Raw genomic sequence first — 17,918 nt, 5'->3', positions numbered from 1 at the left:
GCCGTACCCCGTCCCTGCCCCGGCCCACCGGCCGGACCGACCACCATTCCGGCGCCTCCGTCCCCCCGCGCACCCCTGTATCCGCGCGTGGAGGTGCCTCCGCCGGGGCCCGCAGCCCCGGCCCGGTCCGAGGAGACACCGCGCACATGAGACTCATGGCAAGACGTCGCCGCACGGCGATGCTCGCCGCCACCGCACTCGCCATCGGCGGGGTGGGCCTGCCGGCCAGCGCGGCCCAGGCCGCGCCGGCCTGCGACGTGGTCTACGCCACCAACGACTGGGGCAGCGGCTTCACCGCGAACGTCACCATCAAGAACATGGGTGACGCGCTCAGCAGCTGGTCGCTCAAGTGGACCTTCCCGAACAGCAGCCAGCGGGTCACCCAGGGCTGGTCGGCGAAGTGGAGCCAGAGCGGCAGCGAGGTCACCGCCACCAACGAGTCCTACAACGGCAACATCGGGACCGGGGCCTCCACCACCATCGGGTTCAACGGCTCCTACTCGGGCAGCAACCCGAAGCCGACGTCGTTCACCCTCAACGGCACCCCGTGCAACGGCACCCCGGCCAACCAGCCGCCGACGGTCTCCCTCGGTGTGCCCGCCGGCCCGTTCACCGCGCCGGCCGACGTGCCGCTGACCGCCACCGCCAGCGACCCGGACGGGACGATCAGCAAGGTCGAGTTCTACCGCAACGGCCTGCTGGTCAACACCGACACCTCCGCGCCGTACGGCTACACGCTGACCTCGCTGCCGGCCGGCAGCTACACGGTCCAGGCCAAGGCGTACGACAACGCCAACGGCATCGGCGTGTCGGAGAAGTCGTTCACCGTCGGCAACGCCACCGGCCCGGTGCTGGTCGCCACGCCGTCCTCGGTGAGCGTCAACGAGGGTGGCAGCACCACCTTCAACCTCAAGCTCAGCGCCGCACCGACGAGCAGCGTGCCGGTCACCCTCACCCGTACCGGTGACACCGACATCACGGTCTCGCCGGCCACCGTCACGCTCACCCCGAGCAACTGGAACACCGGGGTCACCGTCACGGTCTCCGCGGCTGAGGACACCGACACCGCCGGTGGCTCCGCCACCATCACCGCGGCCGGCACCGGCCTCGCCTCGCTGGCGGTCGCCGCCACCGAGATCGACAACGACACCCCCGGTGGGGACAACGCCTACGTGGCGAAGTTCCTCGACCAGTACGGCAAGATCAAGAACTCGGGCTACTTCAGCCCCGAGGGCGTGCCGTACCACTCGATCGAGACGCTGATCGTCGAGGCCCCCGACCACGGCCACGAGACCACCTCCGAGGCGTTCAGCTACTGGCTGTGGCTGGAGGCCTACTACGGCCGGGTCACCCAGAACTGGGCCCCGTTCAACAACGCCTGGACGGTGATGGAGAAGTACATCATCCCGTCGCACGCCGACCAGCCCACCGCGGGCGTCGCCGGCACCCCGCAGTACGCCGCCGAGTACAACCTGCCCAGCCAGTACCCGTCGGCGCTGAACGCCAGCGTCCCGGTCGGCCAGGACCCGCTGCGCTCGGAGCTGCAGTCCACCTACGGCACCGGCGACATCTACGGCATGCACTGGCTGATGGACGTCGACAACACCTACGGCTTCGGCCGCTGCGGTGACGGCACCACCAAGCCGGCGTACATCAACACCTTCCAGCGCGGCACCCAGGAGTCGGTGTGGGAGACCATCCCGCAGCCGTCCTGCGACACCTTCAAGCACGGCGGCCAGTACGGCTACCTCGACCTGTTCGTCAAGGATTCGGGTGCCCCGGCCAAGCAGTGGAAGTACACCAACGCCCCGGACGCCGACGCCCGCGCCGTGCAGGCCGCGTACTGGGCGCTGACCTGGGCCAAGGCGCAGGGCAAGCAGGCCGACGTCGCGGCCACCGTGGCCAAGGCCGCCAAGATGGGCGACTACCTGCGGTACGCGATGTACGACAAGTACTTCAAGAAGATCGGCAACTGCGTCGGGGCCAGCACCTGCCCCGCCGGCACCGGCAAGGACTCGGCGCACTACCTGCTGTCCTGGTACTACGCCTGGGGTGGCGCGTACGACGCCAGCGCGGGCTGGTCCTGGCGGATCGGTTCCAGCCACAGCCACTTCGGTTACCAGAACCCGTTCGCGGCCTGGGCGATGACCAACGTGAACGAGCTGAAGCCGAAGTCCCCGACCGCGGTCGGCGACTGGCAGAAGAGCCTCGACCGGCAGCTGGAGTTCTACACCTGGCTCCAGTCCGCCGAGGGCGGCATCGCCGGTGGCGCCACCAACAGCTGGGACGGTAGCTACGCCCAGCCGCCGGCCGGCACCGCCACCTTCTACGGCATGTACTACGACGTCGACCCGGTCTACAACGACCCGCCGTCGAACCAGTGGTTCGGTATGCAGGTCTGGTCGATGCAGCGCATCGCCGAGCTGTACCTGGAGACCGGCAACACCAAGGCCAAGGCGCTGCTCGACAAGTGGGTGCCGTGGGCGATCGCCAACACCAAGCTGGGCACCAACTGGGCGGTTCCGTCCGAGCTGAAGTGGACGGGCCAGCCCGCCAACTGGAACCCGAGCAGCCCGGCGTCCAACACCGGCCTGCACGTCGAGGTCAGCTCCACGGGCCAGGACGTCGGCGTCACCGGCTCCCTCGCCCGGACCCTGATCGCGTACGCGGCCAAGTCCGGCAACACGCAGGCCAAGACCACCGCGAAGGGTCTGCTGGACGCGCTCTCGGCGGCCAGCGACAGCAAGGGTGTGTCGACGACGGAGACGCGCGGCGACTACAAGCGCTTCGACGACGTCTACAACGCCACCGACGGTCAGGGCCTCTACGTGCCGCCGGGCTGGACCGGGAAGATGCCCAACGGCGACACCATCGCCGCCGGCAAGAGCTTCCTGGACATCCGGTCGTTCTACAAGAACGACCCGGACTGGCCGAAGGTCGACGCGTACCTCAAGGGCGGCCCCGAGCCGACGTTCAACTACCACCGGTTCTGGGCCCAGTCCGATATCGCCATGGCGTACGCGGACTACGGGATGCTCTTCCCGAACGGCTGAGTTGACCCTGCCGGGTGGGTGGCGCGGCGCCGCCCACCCGGAGGCCGACCGGGCCCGGGGGAGCGGACGCCCGGTCGGCGGGCGGCCTGATTCCCACGGTCAGGCCGGGGGTGGGTCGACCGTCCGGCCGACGCAGCGGAACGGCCGGCCCACCCCACCATCCCCTTTCCCGCTCCGGCGGGAAAGGGCCGTGAAAAAAGAGGGCGCGCGGGATAACGCGACGCCACCTGACGGAGTACCGTGTTGATCGGAGAGGCCGCTCCCCCCGTGGCGGCCTCTCCATTAACGTATCCGCTCCCGGCAGCACCTCAGCGGGGTTCCGCCGGGTGCCGCAGCCCCGGATGGCCGGCCGGCAGCGACCGGCGGATCACCACCCAGCTCACCGTCAGCGCCGCCGCCACCAGCGGCCAGGTCAACGCGACCCGCGCCACGGTCAACGCGAGCACCTGCCCACCCAGCCACAGCGGCAGGAACACCGCCACCCGCACGACGTAGGTGGCCGCCCACACCCAACTGCCCCTCGCGTACGCCCGCAGCAGCGCCGGGTCGCGCCGCCACCGCCCGCGCTGGCGCAACGCCGCCCCGACGACCACCCCGAGCAGCGGCCGGCGTACCACGATGCTCACCATCCAGACCAGCGCGCTGGCGAGGTTGGAGAAGACCTGCACCGCGAAGAAGTCGGCGGCCCGACCGGTGCGCAGCGCCACCACCGCGGCCAGGCAGACCGCCAGCAACCCGATCAGCACCGCCCGGGGGCGGTCCCCGCGCCGCCACCGCCACAGCGCCACCGCCGTACCGGCCAGCACGGCCACGGCGACCCCGCCGACGACCGACCGTCCGGTGGCCAGCCAACCGATGGTGAACGCCACCGGCGGCAGGGTCGCGTCGACCGCGCCCCCGCGCCCACCGAGCAGACCGGCCAACGACTCCACCTGCTCCGGCGGCTGCGGTGCCGGCTCGTGGGGTGCCGCCGGGTCCCCGGCCGGCGGTGGTGCGGCGGTCGGCTGGCCGGTCGCCGTGGGCGCGGCGGCGGACCGCCCGGCCGCCGGGTTCCCGGCCGGTGGCTGCTGGGACGGCCCGTGCGGCGGCGGTGCCGGCGGGTCCCCGGCCGGTGGCTGCTGGGACGGCCCGTGCGGCGGCGATGCCGGCGGGTCCCCGGACGGCGGCTGCCGGGTCGATCGTCCGTGCTGCGGTGTGCCGGTCACCGTCACCTCCCGTGGTCCCGTGTCAAGGTATCCGGGTCGCCCCGGTGGGCCCACGAGCGACGTGCCGGGCATGCCGCTACGGTGTGCGGGTGCGTGCGACGGCAAGGGGTTGGACCGCGGTCTGGTTGGTCGTACTGGCGTTGGCCCAGACGGCGGCCTTTCTGCTGGTGTGGCGGTTCGCCGTGCACACCGGGACCGGGCAGTGGCTCGACACGGTCGCGTTGACCGGCAACCGGATCGGCCAGGACCGCATCGACGGGCTGGTCAACCGGATCCTCAACGCCATGTCGGTGGTCTCCCTGCTGGCGGCCATGGTGGTGATCTTCTTCATCGCCCTGATCCGGGGCCGCAAGGCGCTCGCCATCTCGGCCACCCTGCTGATCGCCGGGGCGAACGTCACCACCCAGGTGCTCAAGTACGTCATCGACCGGCCCGCGCTCGGCATCGACCCGCAACGCGACGCGGTCGGCAACAGCCTGCCCAGTGGACACACCACCATCGCCGCCTCGGTGGCGCTGGCGCTGATCCTGGTGCTGCCGGCCAAGGTGCGTGTCCTCGGGGCGTTCCTCGGCACCGCGTACGCGGCCGTCGCCGGGGTGGCCACCCTCTCCGCCGGCTGGCACCGGCCCAGCGACGCGGTCGCCGCGTTCCTGGTCGTCGGCGTCTGGGCGGCGCTGGCCGGCCTGCTCCTGCTGGTGTTCCAGCACGAGCAGGCGCAGGTCGCCCCGGACGACGCCCACAGGGTGGCCGCCAGCGTGCTCGGCATCGGCGGTCTGCTCGCCGTCCTCGGCTGCGGACTGGCCCTGTCCGGCCTGCTCGACCAGCAGCAGGTGCCGGTGGACGAGCTGACCCGCCGCACCCTGTTCATCGGGTACGCCGGCAGCGCCGCCGGGATCGCCGGCACCATCGGGGTGGTGGCGGCACTGGTGCTGCTCTCCGTACACCGCCTGGTGCCCCGCTGGAAGGGCTGACCGGAGGCCGGGGCCGGCACCTGGTGCCCCTGGCCGGTACGGCGTTCCGTGCCGAGTGCGTCCGGCTGGCCGTGGTCCTGGCCACGCTGACCGACGCGGACCTGGACCGGCCCACCCCGTGCCCGCCCTGGGCGGTCCGGGACCTCGTCGCCCACGTCCGCACGGGTGCCGGACGCCTGGTCGACATGCTCGCGGCGCCCGCGCCGCCGCGCGCCGAGGTGGACGCCGCCGGCTACTTCGGCCCGGCGAAGTTCACCCCGCAGGTCGACGCCGACCGGATCGCCGACGCCCGGCGGGCGGCCCGCGGTCCCGCCACCCCGAGCGGGTCCACGGAAGCGGTGGCGACCGCGGCGGCCTTCACCGCCGCCTGGCGGGCGACCGACGCGGCGGTACGGACGCAGCCGGCTGACCGGGTCGTCCGTACCCGCCACGGTGACCCGATGACGGTGCACGAGTTCCTGGTGACCCGCGTGGTGGAGGTGGGCGTGCACGGGCTCGACCTGGCGATGGCGCTGCACCGCGAGCCGTGGCTCACCCCCGCCGCCGCGCGGGTCATCGCCGACCTGTTCACCGGGGGACGGCCGATCCCGGACGGGCTCGGCTGGGACCGCCTCACCCTGGTCCGGAAGACCACCGGCCGCGCCCCGCTCACTCCCGCCGAGCAGCGGATCATCACCGCGCACCCCTTCCCCCACCTGTCCCTCACCACCCAGACCTGACCCCCACCACCACAGAACCCACGCTCTCCCCCCGAACAACCCGCCCCCGCCCCCGGCCCCCGTCCCCGTCCCCGGCCCGGTGATCAAGAGGTTTGCGCGCGGTGATCAAGAGGTTTGCGTCAGCTTGATGATCAGACTTGACGCAAACCTCTTGATCACCGGACTCAAGCGGGGGGTGGGGTTAGAGGGGTGCGGGGTTAGAGGGGTGGGTGGCGGGTTCTGGGGGGTGGCCGGTGGCCCGGCGGGGGTCGGCTGCCGCGACCGCGCCGAGCACCACCATCGCCGCCGTGGCGGAGAGCAGGGGTGCCACGTGCAGCAGCAGGGGGAAGAGCAGCACCAGGGCTGCGGCCGCGATCCAGCGGGACGGCGAGACCCGGCCGAAGACCTCGTACTCGAACCGGGTCCGGCCGAGCAGGAAGAGCACCGGGCCGCCCACCACCAGCACCACCCAGGCCGCCTCCGGGGCGGTGAGCGGATGCTCGATGGTCAGCTCGTACCCGATCGCAGCAGCATGCGCAGCTTGAGCCGCCGGTACTCGTGGTTGCCGAGGGCCACCAGCAGCAGCCCCGGGCGGAACACCTGCGTCACCACGTACGCCACCACGTACGCCACCGCGAACGTCAGCCCGGCGGAGGTGAACGCGCGAGGGATCGCCACCCCCATCACCATGCTGCCGGTCAGGGCGACGATCACCACGAGCTGGAGCCAGCCGTGGATGCGGGTCGTACCGGCTGGTCGTCCAGGCGACGCCCTGCCAGATCGTCCAGATCGCGAGCAGCAGCAGGGTCTTGACGCCCCGGTCACCGGGGACCAGCCGGTGGTGCCGCCGGGCTCCAGGGCCAGATCCTCGAAGGCGCGGAACGAGATGCGGGTGAGCGCGAAGACGTACACCAGGTCGAAGAAGAGCTCCAGGAAGGTCGCGCCCTGCGCCGGCCCGGTACGCCGCAGCGGAGCGGCCTGTTCGCCGCCCGTCATGATCGTCGGCAGCTGCCGTCGGCCCAACCCACCAGGGGTTAGTAGCATCCTGGCCGGTCCCGGGGACGGTCAACGCGGCAATCCACCCTTGTTCCGTCGGGGGTGAGCGGGCACCATCGACCGGATGACGAACCGATGGGGCCTCACGGTGCCGCTGACCGGTGTCCCGCTCGCCGAGCACGCCGCCTGCTATGCGGCGGTCGAACGGGCCGGTTTCACCGACCTCTGGTCGTCCGAGGTCAACGGCACCGACGCGTTCACCCCGCTGGCGCTGGCCGCCGCCTGGCAACCCGGCCTGCGGCTGGGCACCGCGATCACGCCCGCCTTCACCCGAGGGCCGGGTCTGCTGGCGATGAGCGCGGCGGCGCTGGCCGAGGCCGCCCCGGGCCGGTTCGCCCTCGGCATCGGCGCGTCCTCCCCGGTGGTGGTGGGGGACTGGAACGGCGTGCCGTACACCGAGCCGTTCCGGCGTACCCGTGACCTGTTGCGGTTCCTCAAGCCGGCCCTGCGGGGCGAGACGGTCGACGGGGCGTTCGACACCTTCCGGGTGCGCCGGTTCACCCTGGAACGCCCGCCGGCCAGCCCACCCCCGGTGCTGCTCGCCGCGCTACGGCCGGGGATGCTGCGGCTCGCCGCCGCCGAGGCCGACGGGGTGATCCTCAACTGGCTGGCCGCCGACGACGTCCCCCGGGTCCTCGCGGAGCTGACCGGTCGTGGCCCGGGCTTCGACGTGGTCGCCCGGATCTTCGTCTGCCCCACCGAGGACGCCGGCCATGCCCGCGCCCTCGGCCGGCGGCTGATCACCAGCTACCTCACCGTCCCCGCGTACGCGGAGTTCCACCGTTGGCTCGGCCGGGAGCCGGTGCTCGGGCCGGTCTGGGCGGCCTGGGCCGCCGGTGAACGGCGGGCCGCCGCCGCAGCCGTCCCGGACGAGCTGGTCGACGCGCTGATCCTGCACGGCTCGCCCGAACACTGCGCGGAGCAGGTGCGCCGCTACGCCGACGCCGGGGTGGACGTGCCGGTGCTCGCCCTGCTACCCACCCCGGAACTGGCCGCCGGTGGGGCCGCCGCCCTGGGCGACCTGATCGCCCGGCTGGGACCGCCGCCGGTCCCGGCGGGCGGGCCGGACGGGCGTGGCAGCGGGCAGCCGGCGGGACGGGACTGAGATGAACCTGACCGACCGGGTGGTGGTGATCACCGGGGGTGCGGGTGGCATCGGTGCCGCGCTGGCCCGCCGCTTCGCCGCCGAGGGGGCCGCCGCCGTCGTCCTGGCCGACCTCGACGCCCGGGCGACGGCAGCGGTGGCCGAGACCGTCGGCCCGGTCGCCCGGGCGGTCGCCGTCGACGCCGCCGACGAGGGCCAGGTCCGCGACCTGGTGGCCGACACCGAGCGACGGTACGGCCGGATCGACCTGTTCTGCGCCAACGCGGGCGTGGCCACCGGCGTCGGCATCGAGGCCCCCGACGCCGACTGGGAGCGGGCCTGGCGGGTCAACGTGCTGGCCCACGTGTACGCCGCCCGCGCCGTGCTGCCCGGCATGCTGGCCCGTGGTGGTGGCCACCTGCTGCACACCTGCTCGGCGGCCGGGGTGCTTACGGCGGTCGGCGACGCCCCGTACACGGCCACCAAACACGCGGCGGTCGGGCTGGCCGAGTGGTTGGCGATCACCTACCGGGACCAGGGCATCCGGGTCAGCGCCCTGTGCCCGCAGGGGGTGGACACCCCGATGCTCGCCGACGGGCTGGCCACCGGCCACCTGGCCGCCAGGGTGATCGCCGCCTCCGGCCCGGTGCTCACCCCCGACCAGGTCGCCGACGCGGCGGTCGCCGGGTTGGCCGAGGAGCGTTTCCTCATCCTGCCCCACCCGGAGGTCGCCGGGTACGCGCTGCGCCGCGCCGAGGACCCGGACGGTTGGCAGGCGGGCCTGCGTAAACTGGTCCGCCGGCTGCGGGCCGCCGGCCCGCCCCCGGCGTAGCCGCACCGGGGCCGCCGCTGCTCCCGCCGCAGGGGACGCGCGGCCGGCACCGGACCTGCCTGCGGGGCGAGGGTCCGGGCGACCAGCTGCCGGGTGCCGAGGTGGGGCGCTCCCGGCGAGCGTGGCGGCCGGTCGACCGCGTGGGCGGGGTGCCGGGTCGGGCCGTCAGCGGGTCCACCGCAGCGGGCCGGGGTGTACCGACCAGAGCAACCGCCGCCAGCCGGGGCGGGCCGCCCGCAGCGCCGTCGCGTAGGCCACGGCGATGTCCCCGGCCCGGTCGGCCTGGGCGTCGGTCAGCGTGCCCGGGGCGAAGGCCGCCTGGTTGAGCAGGCCGGCCAACTCGGTCAGCCCCGGGTCCCCGGCGCGGGCGGTGTCCGGGCCGGGAGGGGAACCCCCGGCGCGGGCGGTGTCCTCGGCGAGGGCGCGGCGTGCCCGGTCGGCGACCTCGGTGGCGGACAGCTCCCCGCCGACCGGCCGTCCTGACAGCCGCAACGCGTCGGTGGTGTGCCGCCACGCGCCACCGACCCGCGTCCCCGGGTCACCCCGGCTCAACCGGGCGCGGGTCTGCGCCCGACGACGCCAGACCAGCACCCCGAGGGCCACCCCGGGTAGCAGCAACCCGCCGGTACCGGCAGCCAGCAGCAACGGCGTCCGCCCGCCGGGCTGCTCGGTGCTCCGGCCCGGTTCGGCCACCGCCGCCGCGGTGGTCGGCGGGGTCGGGGTCGGTTCGGGCACCTCCGACGGCGGCGGGCTCTGCGGGGCCGGTCGGAAGTCCTCCTCGATCGGGCGGGGCGTGCTGTCGGGGCGGGGCCGGGGGTCGAACGGCACCCAACCCACCCCGGCGAAGAGCACCTCCGGCCAGGCGTACGCGTCGGCGGCCCGGACCGGCCCGTCCCCCCGGGCGGTGAACCCCACCACCACCCGGGTGGGCAGCCCGGTCAACCGGCCCAGCACCGCGAAGGCGGCGGCGAACTGCTCGGAGGTGCCCCGCTGGCCGCCGCCACCGCGCGGCCCGAACAGGAAGAACTCCAGATTCGGGTACGCGTGCCCGCTCGGCGCGTCCGCCACCAGCCGGTAGTGCTCGGCGAGGAACTGCTCCACGGCTGCCGCCCGCGCGTACGGTGCGCCGTTCTCCTCGGCCAGTTGGGCGGCGAGCCGGCGCAACGGCTCCGGTGCCCCGTCGGCGACCCGCAGCACCCGGGCCACCTCCGCACCGGCCGGTACGTCGGCGGTGCCGAGCAGGTTCGCCTCCGGCCGCTCCCGGGCCGAGGTGACCGTGTACGTCAACCCCGGCACCAGCCCTTCCGGTCGGATCAGCGTCCCGCTCTCCGGGTCGTACGCCACCCGCGCGCCGTCGACCGACCGGGGGGTGGCGACCGCAGGCAGCAGCCGGCCGGTCAACCCGGCCACGGTGATCTCCTGCCGGACGGTGTCCACCACCCCCGGCCCGGGGCTGCCCTCGGGCAGGACCCGCCCGGCGGTGCGGTAGGTCGCGCCGACCCGCCAGGTGACCCCGTCGTAGTCGCTGAGCACCGCCAACCGGATCGTGGTGGGCCCACCGTCCGGGGCCAGGGTCGACACGTCGAGCAGTTTGCGCTGCGGGTCCAACGCCCACCCGGAGATCCGGATCAGCGGGTTCTCGTCGAGCGACTCCACCCGGGGCGGTGGCACGAAGCGACGCGGATCCACCGGCCGGTGGTCGACCCACCCGGCCAGGACCGGACCGAGCAGGGCGGCCAGCCCGACCACCACCGCCACCCCGGCGGCGGAGACCGCAGTCGCCCTGACCCGTACCGTGACCCGCACCGCCGGTGGCAGCCCGACGGTCGGGTCCGGCCCGGGGGCGCGTGCGCCGGCCAGGGCGACCGCGACCAGCCCGGCGAAGGCCACCGTCGGCCAGATCGCCGGCCCCGCGTTCGGGCCGACCACGCAGACGGCCCCGACATAGAGCGACGTGGCCGGCAGGAAGCCGAGCAGCACCCGGCCGGCCCGCAGCGCCACCTCGGCGCCGGCCAGCCCGGCCAACCAGGCGGCGACCACCGGCACCAGCACCGTGTCCGGTGTCGGCTCGACCGGGATCATCGCGGTGAGCAACCGGGGCACCGCGTTACCGGCGGCGTCGGCGGCCACGTCGAGGAAACCGCCCGGCTGGTCGGCCCGGTCGGCGGCGAGCCGCACCGACCAGGCCGTCGCGCCGAACATGACGGCCACCGACAGCGGCGCCACCAGCCAGGACGGCAACCGGCGGGCGGCCACGCTGACCAGCACCGCGCCCAGGGCCGCGCCGCACACCAGCCGGATCAGCAGGTCACCGTCGTACACCCGGTTGAGCACCACCGCGGCCAGGCCGATGGCGGCGACCAGCGTCGTCGGCACCACGGCGGCCCGGAGCACCCGCCCGGTGACCCGTCCCGTCGCCCCGCCCCGCCCGTCGCCGGCCGGCCCGCCGTCGCCCACCACGCGGCCCGTTCCGTCGCCTACCGTTCCGTCGCCTACCGTTCCGTCGGCGGCCGGGCCGTCGCCGACCGGGCCGCTGCCGACCGTTCCGTCGGCGGCCGGGCCGTCGCCGTCGGCCACCGGGCGGTCCGCCCCGTCGGCGGCCGGGCCGCCGCTGCGCGCCTCCGGACGGTCCGGGCGGGGTCGGCGGGTGGGCCCGTCGTGCGGTCCGGTCACCGTCACCACCGGCGCACCGCGTCCCACGCGGCGGCGAACGCCACGCCGTCGACCGCGTCGAGCACCACCGGCCCGGCCGCGCTCGGCGTCGGCCCGGCCGCCCCCAGCACCCCCACCAGCACCGACGGGTACGCCCCCCGCAGCGCGCCCACCCGCCCCACGTCGTCGCGGCCACCGGGGCCGGTGAGGAAGACCAGAGTGTCGCCGGGGCGGTCCCCGCGCAGCCCGGTCAGCGTCGAACCCAGCACCCCGCCGTCGCGGTCACCGCCCACCGTGGGGCCGTCGGGCCCCCGGCCCGAGGGGTCGGTCAGGGTCACCGCGGCCAGCCGGTCCAGCGGCGGGTCAGCCGTCCGGTCGTCGGCCGGGTCCACCAGCAGCAGCACCACCGGCAGGTCCTGGCGGAACGCGGCCACCACCAGCGACGCCGCCGCCTCGCAGGCCGCCTCGAACGACCCGGCCACCCCGCCGACCCGGTCCGGGTGGGCGGCCGACCGGTTGTCCAACAGCACCACGATCCGGGGCAGCGACGTGTCCACGTTCTCCCGCACCATCAACTCACCCACCCGGGCGCTGGTCCGCCAGTGCACCCGGCGCAACTCGTCGCCCACCACGTACTCGCGCAACGAGTCGAAGGTGATCGACCCGTGCGGCACCCCGTCCACCCGGCCGTCCAGGCTGCGCCCCGCCCCGGTCGGCACCGCCTCCAACGGGTGCACCCGGGGATGCACCCGGACCACCGCCGTCGGCCCGTACGCCCGGGTCGCCGCGCACAGGCCCAGCGGGTCGCGGCGGGTCACCCGCAACGGGCCCACCGGCAGCACCCCGCGTCGACGGGTCGGCACGTCGTACCCGCAGGTGGTGTCCCGACCGGGGCGCAGGCGCAGCAACGGCACCGGCACCGGGCGGCCCGCGCAGCGGTCCTCGGCCAGCAGGCTGGTCACCCGCAACCGTCCGGTGTTGCGTACCGCCAGCGTCATCCGGGCCGGCCCGCCCACGGCCACCCGGTCCGGATCGGCCACCCGGTGCACCGTCAGCCGGGGGCTGCGGGCCGCGCCCAGCACCGCCTGCCCGACCGCCACCGCGCCCGCGGCCCCCAACACGGCCAGCTCCGGATAACCGAACCGCCACCCCGTGCCGAGCAGCGCGGCCGCGGCGACGAGCAGCCCGGTGCCCCGGGTGGTGAGTCCCATCCCGGTCCGGTCAGCCGTGCGTCGGGGTCGACTGGCCCGACGGCAGCGGCACCGGCACCGACGCCACCGCCTGACGCAGCACCTCGGCGGCGGTCACCCCGCGCACCTGCGCGTCGGCGGTGAGCAGCAGCCGGTGGGCGAAGACCGGCTCGACGAGCGCCTTCAGGTCCTCCGGCATGATCCACCCCCGGCCGTCGATCAGCGCGTACGCGCACGCCGCCCGGGTCAACGCGATCACCCCCCGGGGGCTGACCCCCACCCGGACCTGCGGGTGCTGGCGGGTCGCCGTGGCCAGCCGGACGGCGTACCCGTAGAGGGGTTCGGCGATGTGCACCCGGCGGGCCATCCGGACCATCTCCCCGACGGTCGCCGTGTCGGTGACCGGTTGCAGCGAGTCGGGGGAGCGGACCGTCGCCCCGCGTAGCACCTCCACCTCCACCGCCTCGTCGGGGTACCCCACCGACAGCTTCACCAGGAACCGGTCCAGCTGGGCCTCGGGCAGCCGGTACGTGCCGTCCATCTCCACCGGGTTCTGGGTGGCGACCACCAGGAACGGCTGCGGCACCGGGTGCCGGACCCCGTCCACCGTGACCGTCCGCTCCTCCATCACCTCCAGCAGCGCCGACTGGGTCTTGGGGGAGGCCCGGTTGATCTCGTCGGCGATGACGATGTTGGCGAACACCGGCCCCGGGTGGAACTCGAAACCCCGGGTGGCCTGGTTGAAGATCGTCACCCCGGAGACGTCCGAGGGCAGCAGGTCCGGGGTGAACTGGATGCGCCGCCACTGGCCCTGCACCGTCGCCGCCACCGCCCGCGCCAGGGTGGTCTTGCCCACCCCCGGCACGTCCTCCAGCAGCACGTGCCCCTGGGCGAACAGTGCGGTCAACGCCAACCGCACCACCTCCGGCTTGCCCAGCACGACCGCGTTGACGTTCTCCGCCAGCCGGGCGGCCAGGGCGGCGAAACCCTGGACCTCCGGCTGGCTGAGCGGTGCGGGAGTGTCGTTCACGACGGCGGGATGCTCCTCGGCTGCGGCGACGCTGGTCAACAGGTGGGCAGCACGGCGATGTCGTCACCGCCGGCCAGGTTGAGCCAGGCCCAGGGGATGTAGTTGCGGCCCTGGTAGTCGACCCGGACCCACCAGGTGGACTGCTTCTGGTCGTTGTAGATCCAGGAGTCGACGTTCTCGCCCTGCCGCCGACAGTACGCCCGCAGCCGGGTGCCCGGCTTCGCCCAACCGACCTGTTTGTCGTTGTCCTGCCGGGGCACCGAGAAGACCTCGTTGCCGTTGCGACCGTCCACCTCGCGGTCGCAGTAGGTGCGTTGGTCGCCGTCCGGCCCGTTGACGCAGGTCGCCACCCCGTAGAGCGGGTCGGTGCCCTGCGCCCGGGTGGCCGTGCCCCGGCCGGCGGCGTTGCTGGCCGTGACCGTCACCGTGTACGCCGTACCCGGGGTCAGGCCGGTCACCCGCAGGCTGGCGCAGCTGCCCGTGGCGCTCTTCCCCCCGGTGGCGGCGGTGCAGGTCGGCTCCCCGCCACCGGCGTCCACGGTGAACGTCACCGTCACCGACGTCGCCTCCGCCGAGGAACCGGTCACCGTCACCCGGGGCACCGCCACCGTCCGCGCGGTCGCGGTGACCTCCGGCCCCGGTCCGGCCTCGTTGACCGCCTTCACCCGGACCATCACGTTCTGCCCGTCGTCCAGCCCGCTGACCGTCGTGGCGGTGTCGGTCACCTCGCTGGTCCGCCCGCCCACGTCGACCTGGTAGCGGCTCACCGGCCGGCCGTTCGCCGCCGCCGGGGACCACCGCACCGCGATCGTGCCCGGCCGATCGGCCACCGTGGCCGCCCGCAGGTCCACCGGCTGCCCCGGAGCGGCGAACGGCACTACGGTGGCACTGATCGGGGAGGCCGCCGAGGCGGCACCCCGGTCGTTGACCGAGGTCACCGTGAACGCGTACTGCGTGCCGTACGTCAACTCGCCGGCCGGCACCACCAGCTCCGTACGGCGCGACTCGCCGACCGGGGCGTTCGCGCCGGCCGAGGTCGCGGTGACCACGTACCGGGCGATGCGGTTGCCCTGCCCGTCGGCCGCCGGCCACCGCACCAGCACGGTCCCGTCGGCGCGGGCCTGCGCGGTGACCTCGGCCGGCGGGTCGGGCACCGCCGACGTCGGGGTCACCGGGTTGCTGCGCCGGGCGGGGCCGTCGCCCTTCGCGTTCACCGCGTGCACCGAGAACGTGTACGTCGCGCCGTTGGCCAGTTCGGTGATCTCCACGGCCCGCTGGTTCGCCCCCACCTCGTGACGTTGGCCGGCGCCCTCCACCACGTACCGCAGGACGGCCGCACCGTTCGCGGCGGCCGGTCGCCAGGCGACCCGGGCCCGCGCGTCACCGGCGGTGGCGGTGACCTGCCGGGGCGCACCGGGCTTGCCCACCCGTGGTTTCGGCGGCGGAGGCGGCGGGGGCGGGTCCGGCGGCGGGTCCCCGCCCAGCACGTCGTTGGCGTACTTGTCGACGGTGCGCACCCGGTGCGCGTCGTCGACCACCCGGGCGGTGGCCGCACCGGGGGCGTTGATGAACAGGTGGTTCTCCCGCACCTCCAGCTCCCACGGGCCGGCGGCCCGGCCGGGGCGGATGGTCTCCACCAGCCGCCCGTCGCCGTCGAAGGCGTAGACCGCGCCGGTGACCCCGTCGGCGCAGTAGAACCGGCCGGCCCAGGCGACGGCCGGCCCGACCCGGTCGCCGCTGCCCGGCACGACGAACCGGGTGACCACCCGGCCGTCACCGACCGCGAGCACCCGCCGGTCACCGCCGATCGTCACCGGCACCACCGGGCCGCTGGTCCGCGCCGGCACCGCGCCACCCGCGGCGTCCCCGAGCACGGTACGCCGGGTCTGCCCGGCCCGGACCGTCACCAACGTGCCGGTGGTCCGATCCAGTACCGCCACCCCGTCGTCCAGCGTGGACAGGGCCAACTCGTGGTTCGGTTCGGCCACCGGACGGGTCTCCACCCGTTGCGGACCCCGACCGTCGGCCGCCCCCGACACCGGGCCGGACGGCAGCGCGGCGGGGGTGACCGCTGCGACGGTGCCCTCCGTCGGTACCGCGATCCACAGCCGGCCCCGACCGTCGAACGCGCCGGCCGTGATGCCCGGCGGAAAGAGCACCGGCTCACCCACCGGCACCAGCGAACGGGGGTCGAGTTGGCGCACCACCCCCCGCACCGCGTCCACCACGAACGCGGCGTCGTCGTGCAGCACCACGTTGACGCCGAGACCCGGCGTGGTGGGGGTGGTCGCGGTGATCTGGAGGGTGGCCAGGTCGAGCGCGCTGACCTGACCGGTCTCCAGGTCCCGCAGGATCAGCAACCGGTCGGTCTGGGTGACCTGCACCTGATGCTGCCGGGCCCCGGGGACCTCCTTGCGGGTGTCCACCCGGGCGGTGATCCCGTTGACCCGGGCCAACTCGCCCCGGGCGCTGCTCCACAACCAACTGCTGGCGTCGAAGCTGGCCAACGCGTCCTCGGCGGCACCCCGACCGAGCAGGGTGAGCCCCAACGCCGCCACCAACGCGGTCACCGTACCGACCGTGACCAGCCCACCGCGTAACCGGGAACGTCGGCGGGACGTGCCGGCGTCGGCGCTCGGGGCGTCGTCGATGCTGGCCACAGCGGGCTGCCCTCCGTCCGGTGGCCCGGGGCGGCGTGCCGGGTGCCGGACGCCCGCGCCTGAACCGTGGGCCATCATAGGGGCCACTCCGGGACGACGAAACCCGTACCGTTCCGATTCGGACACCCAGCGTGCCGGGATGCCGGGGTGACGTGCCGTCGCGGTGCCGGTCGCCGTCGCCCGGTCAGCCGCTCGGCGACGGTCGGACCCGGTCGGTGCAGACCTGACCGGAGGTGGCGAACGCGTCCGTCGAGTAGACCGCCAGCACCGTGAAGCAGTAGTTCACCTCGGCGTTCAGCCCGTTGACCGTGAAGCTGGTCTGTCCGGGGTCGACGGTGGCCATCACCCCGAGCGCCCGACCGGTGCGTCCACCCGCGACCATGAACGGCACCGACCCGTTGCTCGGATCGGACCAGGTGACCGTGATGGTGGCGGCGTCGTCGCGCAACTTCAGGTCGGCCGGGGGCGGCCCCGCCGTCTCCCGGGGCGCGGTGCCGGTCGACCGCTGCGGCCCGTCCGCGTCCCGGCTCAGGGTCACCGCCCCGATCGTGCCTCCGACGGCCAGCACCACCATCCCGACCACCACGGCCACCGTCCGGCCCCGCCGGCGCGGGCGTCCGTCCCGTGCCGGGTACGACGGCGTCAGCTCCGGATAGCCCGTCTCCTCCACCTCCGGCGGTACGCCCCGGTCGGTGCCACGTCCACCGTCGTACCCGGCTGACGAACCGGGGCCGGTCGGTGCACCCGCCTGTGCCGGTGCCTGCGGCCCGGACTGCGGGACCACCTGCCGCGTCGGCTCAGGGACGGTCGGTGGCCCGAGTTCCTGCACACTGTCCGCCGCCGGTGGGAATGCCGGTGCCGCTGGCGGTGACGGCGGTGCCGCTGGTGGCGGTGGCGGTGATGCCGGTGGCGGTGATGCCGGTGGCGGTGGCGGTTCGAAGCCCCGCCCGGTTGCCGGTGCCGACGGTGCGCCGGGGGCTGGTCCCGTGTCCGGTGGCCGTACGACGGTCCGTGTCGTCGTCGGTGGCGGCTGGGGAACCTGCTCGGTCATCGGAGCCAGCGGCAGGGTGATCGACCGCCCCGATGCCACGTCGCCCCAGGTCGGGCCGTCGGCGGGGGCATCGTCGTCCTCGTCTGGTCCGCCGAGACCTGCGGGGTGCCCGGCGGTCCAGGCCGGGACGGGTGTGCCCCCGGCGGAGCCCCGCGAATCGGGGGCATCGGCCGGGACGGCATCCCGCCCGGCCTGCGGTGGCGACGACGGCGGTACCGCTGCCGGCGGGGTGACCATGGCCGGCGGGGTGACCGTGGCCGGCGGCGGTGCGGCTGCGGGTGGGGGCGACGCGGGACCTGGTGCCGTCCGTGGTGGTACCGGTGGTGAGGAGTGCGCCGACGCCGGTGGGAGATCCGCAGGGGAGGGCACGGTCGCTGTCGGCGGTGGCTGGGCTGCGAAGCCGGGCCCCGCCGTGGACGCCGGACCTGTCGTGTGG

The 17,918-nt window shown here is 74.8% G+C and carries 13 protein-coding genes; 5 read left to right on the top strand and 8 right to left on the bottom strand.

Annotated elements, in window-relative coordinates:
* The first annotated feature begins 155 nt into the window (after positions 1 to 155).
* Positions 156 to 3,053, top strand: coding sequence for a glycoside hydrolase family 48 protein (locus AB0B63_RS01435; RefSeq protein WP_357014365.1), 2,898 nt, complete (start codon positions 156 to 158; stop codon positions 3,051 to 3,053).
* A 308-nt stretch (positions 3,054 to 3,361) separates the two neighbouring features.
* Here the strand turns inward: AB0B63_RS01435 and AB0B63_RS01430 are convergent, their stop codons facing one another.
* Positions 3,362 to 3,985, bottom strand: coding sequence for a DUF3159 domain-containing protein (locus AB0B63_RS01430; protein ID WP_208569838.1), 624 nt, complete (start codon positions 3,983 to 3,985; stop codon positions 3,362 to 3,364).
* Between the two features lie 356 nt (positions 3,986 to 4,341).
* On the opposite strand from AB0B63_RS01430, the gene AB0B63_RS01425 reads away from it, so the two are divergent.
* Both AB0B63_RS01425 and AB0B63_RS01420 read left to right on the top strand, forming a co-directional pair.
* Positions 4,342 to 5,229 (top strand): phosphatase PAP2 family protein, encoded by an 888-nt coding sequence (locus AB0B63_RS01425; protein WP_208569790.1) that lies wholly within the window; start codon positions 4,342 to 4,344, stop codon positions 5,227 to 5,229.
* A gap of 20 nt (positions 5,230 to 5,249) precedes the next feature.
* A complete protein-coding gene (locus AB0B63_RS01420) occupies positions 5,250 to 5,948 on the top strand; it encodes a maleylpyruvate isomerase N-terminal domain-containing protein (protein ID WP_357014362.1) in 699 nt (232 codons plus the stop codon).
* A gap of 181 nt (positions 5,949 to 6,129) precedes the next feature.
* On the opposite strand, the gene AB0B63_RS01415 is transcribed toward AB0B63_RS01420, so the two are convergent.
* The gene (locus AB0B63_RS01415) at positions 6,130 to 6,432 is read right to left on the bottom strand and encodes a low temperature requirement protein A (RefSeq protein WP_357014360.1); all 303 of its coding nucleotides are present in this window, start codon (positions 6,430 to 6,432) and stop codon (positions 6,130 to 6,132) included.
* 2 nt (positions 6,433 to 6,434) lie between these two features.
* The gene (locus tag AB0B63_RS01410; RefSeq protein ID WP_357014422.1) at positions 6,435 to 6,971 is read right to left on the bottom strand and encodes a hypothetical protein; all 537 of its coding nucleotides are present in this window, start codon (positions 6,969 to 6,971) and stop codon (positions 6,435 to 6,437) included.
* Positions 6,972 to 7,047: 76 nt separating this feature from the next.
* On the opposite strand from AB0B63_RS01410, the gene AB0B63_RS01405 reads away from it, so the two are divergent.
* Together AB0B63_RS01405 and AB0B63_RS01400 are read left to right on the top strand one after the other, a co-directional pair.
* Positions 7,048 to 8,088 carry an LLM class F420-dependent oxidoreductase gene (locus AB0B63_RS01405; RefSeq protein WP_357013646.1) on the top strand — a complete coding sequence of 347 codons (1,041 nt, stop codon included), beginning with the start codon at positions 7,048 to 7,050 and terminating at the stop codon, positions 8,086 to 8,088.
* A 1-nt stretch (position 8,089) separates the two neighbouring features.
* The gene (locus AB0B63_RS01400; protein WP_208569792.1) at positions 8,090 to 8,899 is read left to right on the top strand and encodes an SDR family oxidoreductase; all 810 of its coding nucleotides are present in this window, start codon (positions 8,090 to 8,092) and stop codon (positions 8,897 to 8,899) included.
* Between the two features lie 165 nt (positions 8,900 to 9,064).
* Here AB0B63_RS01400 and AB0B63_RS01395 read toward each other — a convergent pair whose 3' ends face one another.
* From AB0B63_RS01395 to AB0B63_RS01375, 5 genes are all read right to left on the bottom strand, one after another.
* Entirely contained in the window at positions 9,065 to 11,293 is a 2,229-nt protein-coding gene (locus AB0B63_RS01395; RefSeq protein WP_357014357.1) for a transglutaminaseTgpA domain-containing protein, read from the bottom strand.
* 281 nt (positions 11,294 to 11,574) lie between these two features.
* Positions 11,575 to 12,762: a DUF58 domain-containing protein gene (locus AB0B63_RS01390; protein ID WP_357013642.1), complete on the bottom strand. Its 1,188-nt coding sequence runs from the start codon at positions 12,760 to 12,762 to the stop codon at positions 11,575 to 11,577.
* Between the two features lie 10 nt (positions 12,763 to 12,772).
* Positions 12,773 to 13,771 carry a MoxR family ATPase gene (locus tag AB0B63_RS01385; protein WP_357013640.1) on the bottom strand — a complete coding sequence of 333 codons (999 nt, stop codon included), beginning with the start codon at positions 13,769 to 13,771 and terminating at the stop codon, positions 12,773 to 12,775.
* A 35-nt stretch (positions 13,772 to 13,806) separates the two neighbouring features.
* On the bottom strand, positions 13,807 to 16,431 hold the full coding sequence (locus tag AB0B63_RS01380) for a fibronectin type III domain-containing protein (RefSeq protein WP_357013637.1): 2,625 nt from the start codon (positions 16,429 to 16,431) through the stop codon (positions 13,807 to 13,809).
* 184 nt (positions 16,432 to 16,615) lie between these two features.
* On the bottom strand, positions 16,616 to 17,260 hold the full coding sequence (locus AB0B63_RS01375; RefSeq protein WP_357014355.1) for a fibronectin type III domain-containing protein: 645 nt from the start codon (positions 17,258 to 17,260) through the stop codon (positions 16,616 to 16,618).
* Positions 17,261 to 17,918: the final 658 nt, after the last annotated feature.

Source organism: Micromonospora sp. NPDC049081 (genome assembly GCF_040648835.1).
Classification (GTDB): Bacteria; Actinomycetota; Actinomycetes; order Mycobacteriales; family Micromonosporaceae; genus Micromonospora; species Micromonospora antibiotica.
This window is presented reverse-complemented; position numbering and strand designations above follow the sequence as displayed.

What these genes read in the sequence shown, in the direction of transcription:
- AB0B63_RS01410 (WP_357014422.1), bottom strand. Translation starts at nt 6,971, where the DNA reads ATGCTACTAACCCCTGGTGGGTTGGGCCGACGGCAGCTGCCGACGATC.
- AB0B63_RS01390 (WP_357013642.1), bottom strand. Translation starts at nt 12,762, where the DNA reads ATGGGACTCACCACCCGGGGCACCGGGCTGCTCGTCGCCGCGGCCGCG.
- AB0B63_RS01400 (WP_208569792.1), top strand. Translation starts at nt 8,090, where the DNA reads ATGAACCTGACCGACCGGGTGGTGGTGATCACCGGGGGTGCGGGTGGC.
- AB0B63_RS01435 (WP_357014365.1), top strand. Translation starts at nt 156, where the DNA reads ATGGCAAGACGTCGCCGCACGGCGATGCTCGCCGCCACCGCACTCGCC.
- AB0B63_RS01405 (WP_357013646.1), top strand. Translation starts at nt 7,048, where the DNA reads ATGACGAACCGATGGGGCCTCACGGTGCCGCTGACCGGTGTCCCGCTC.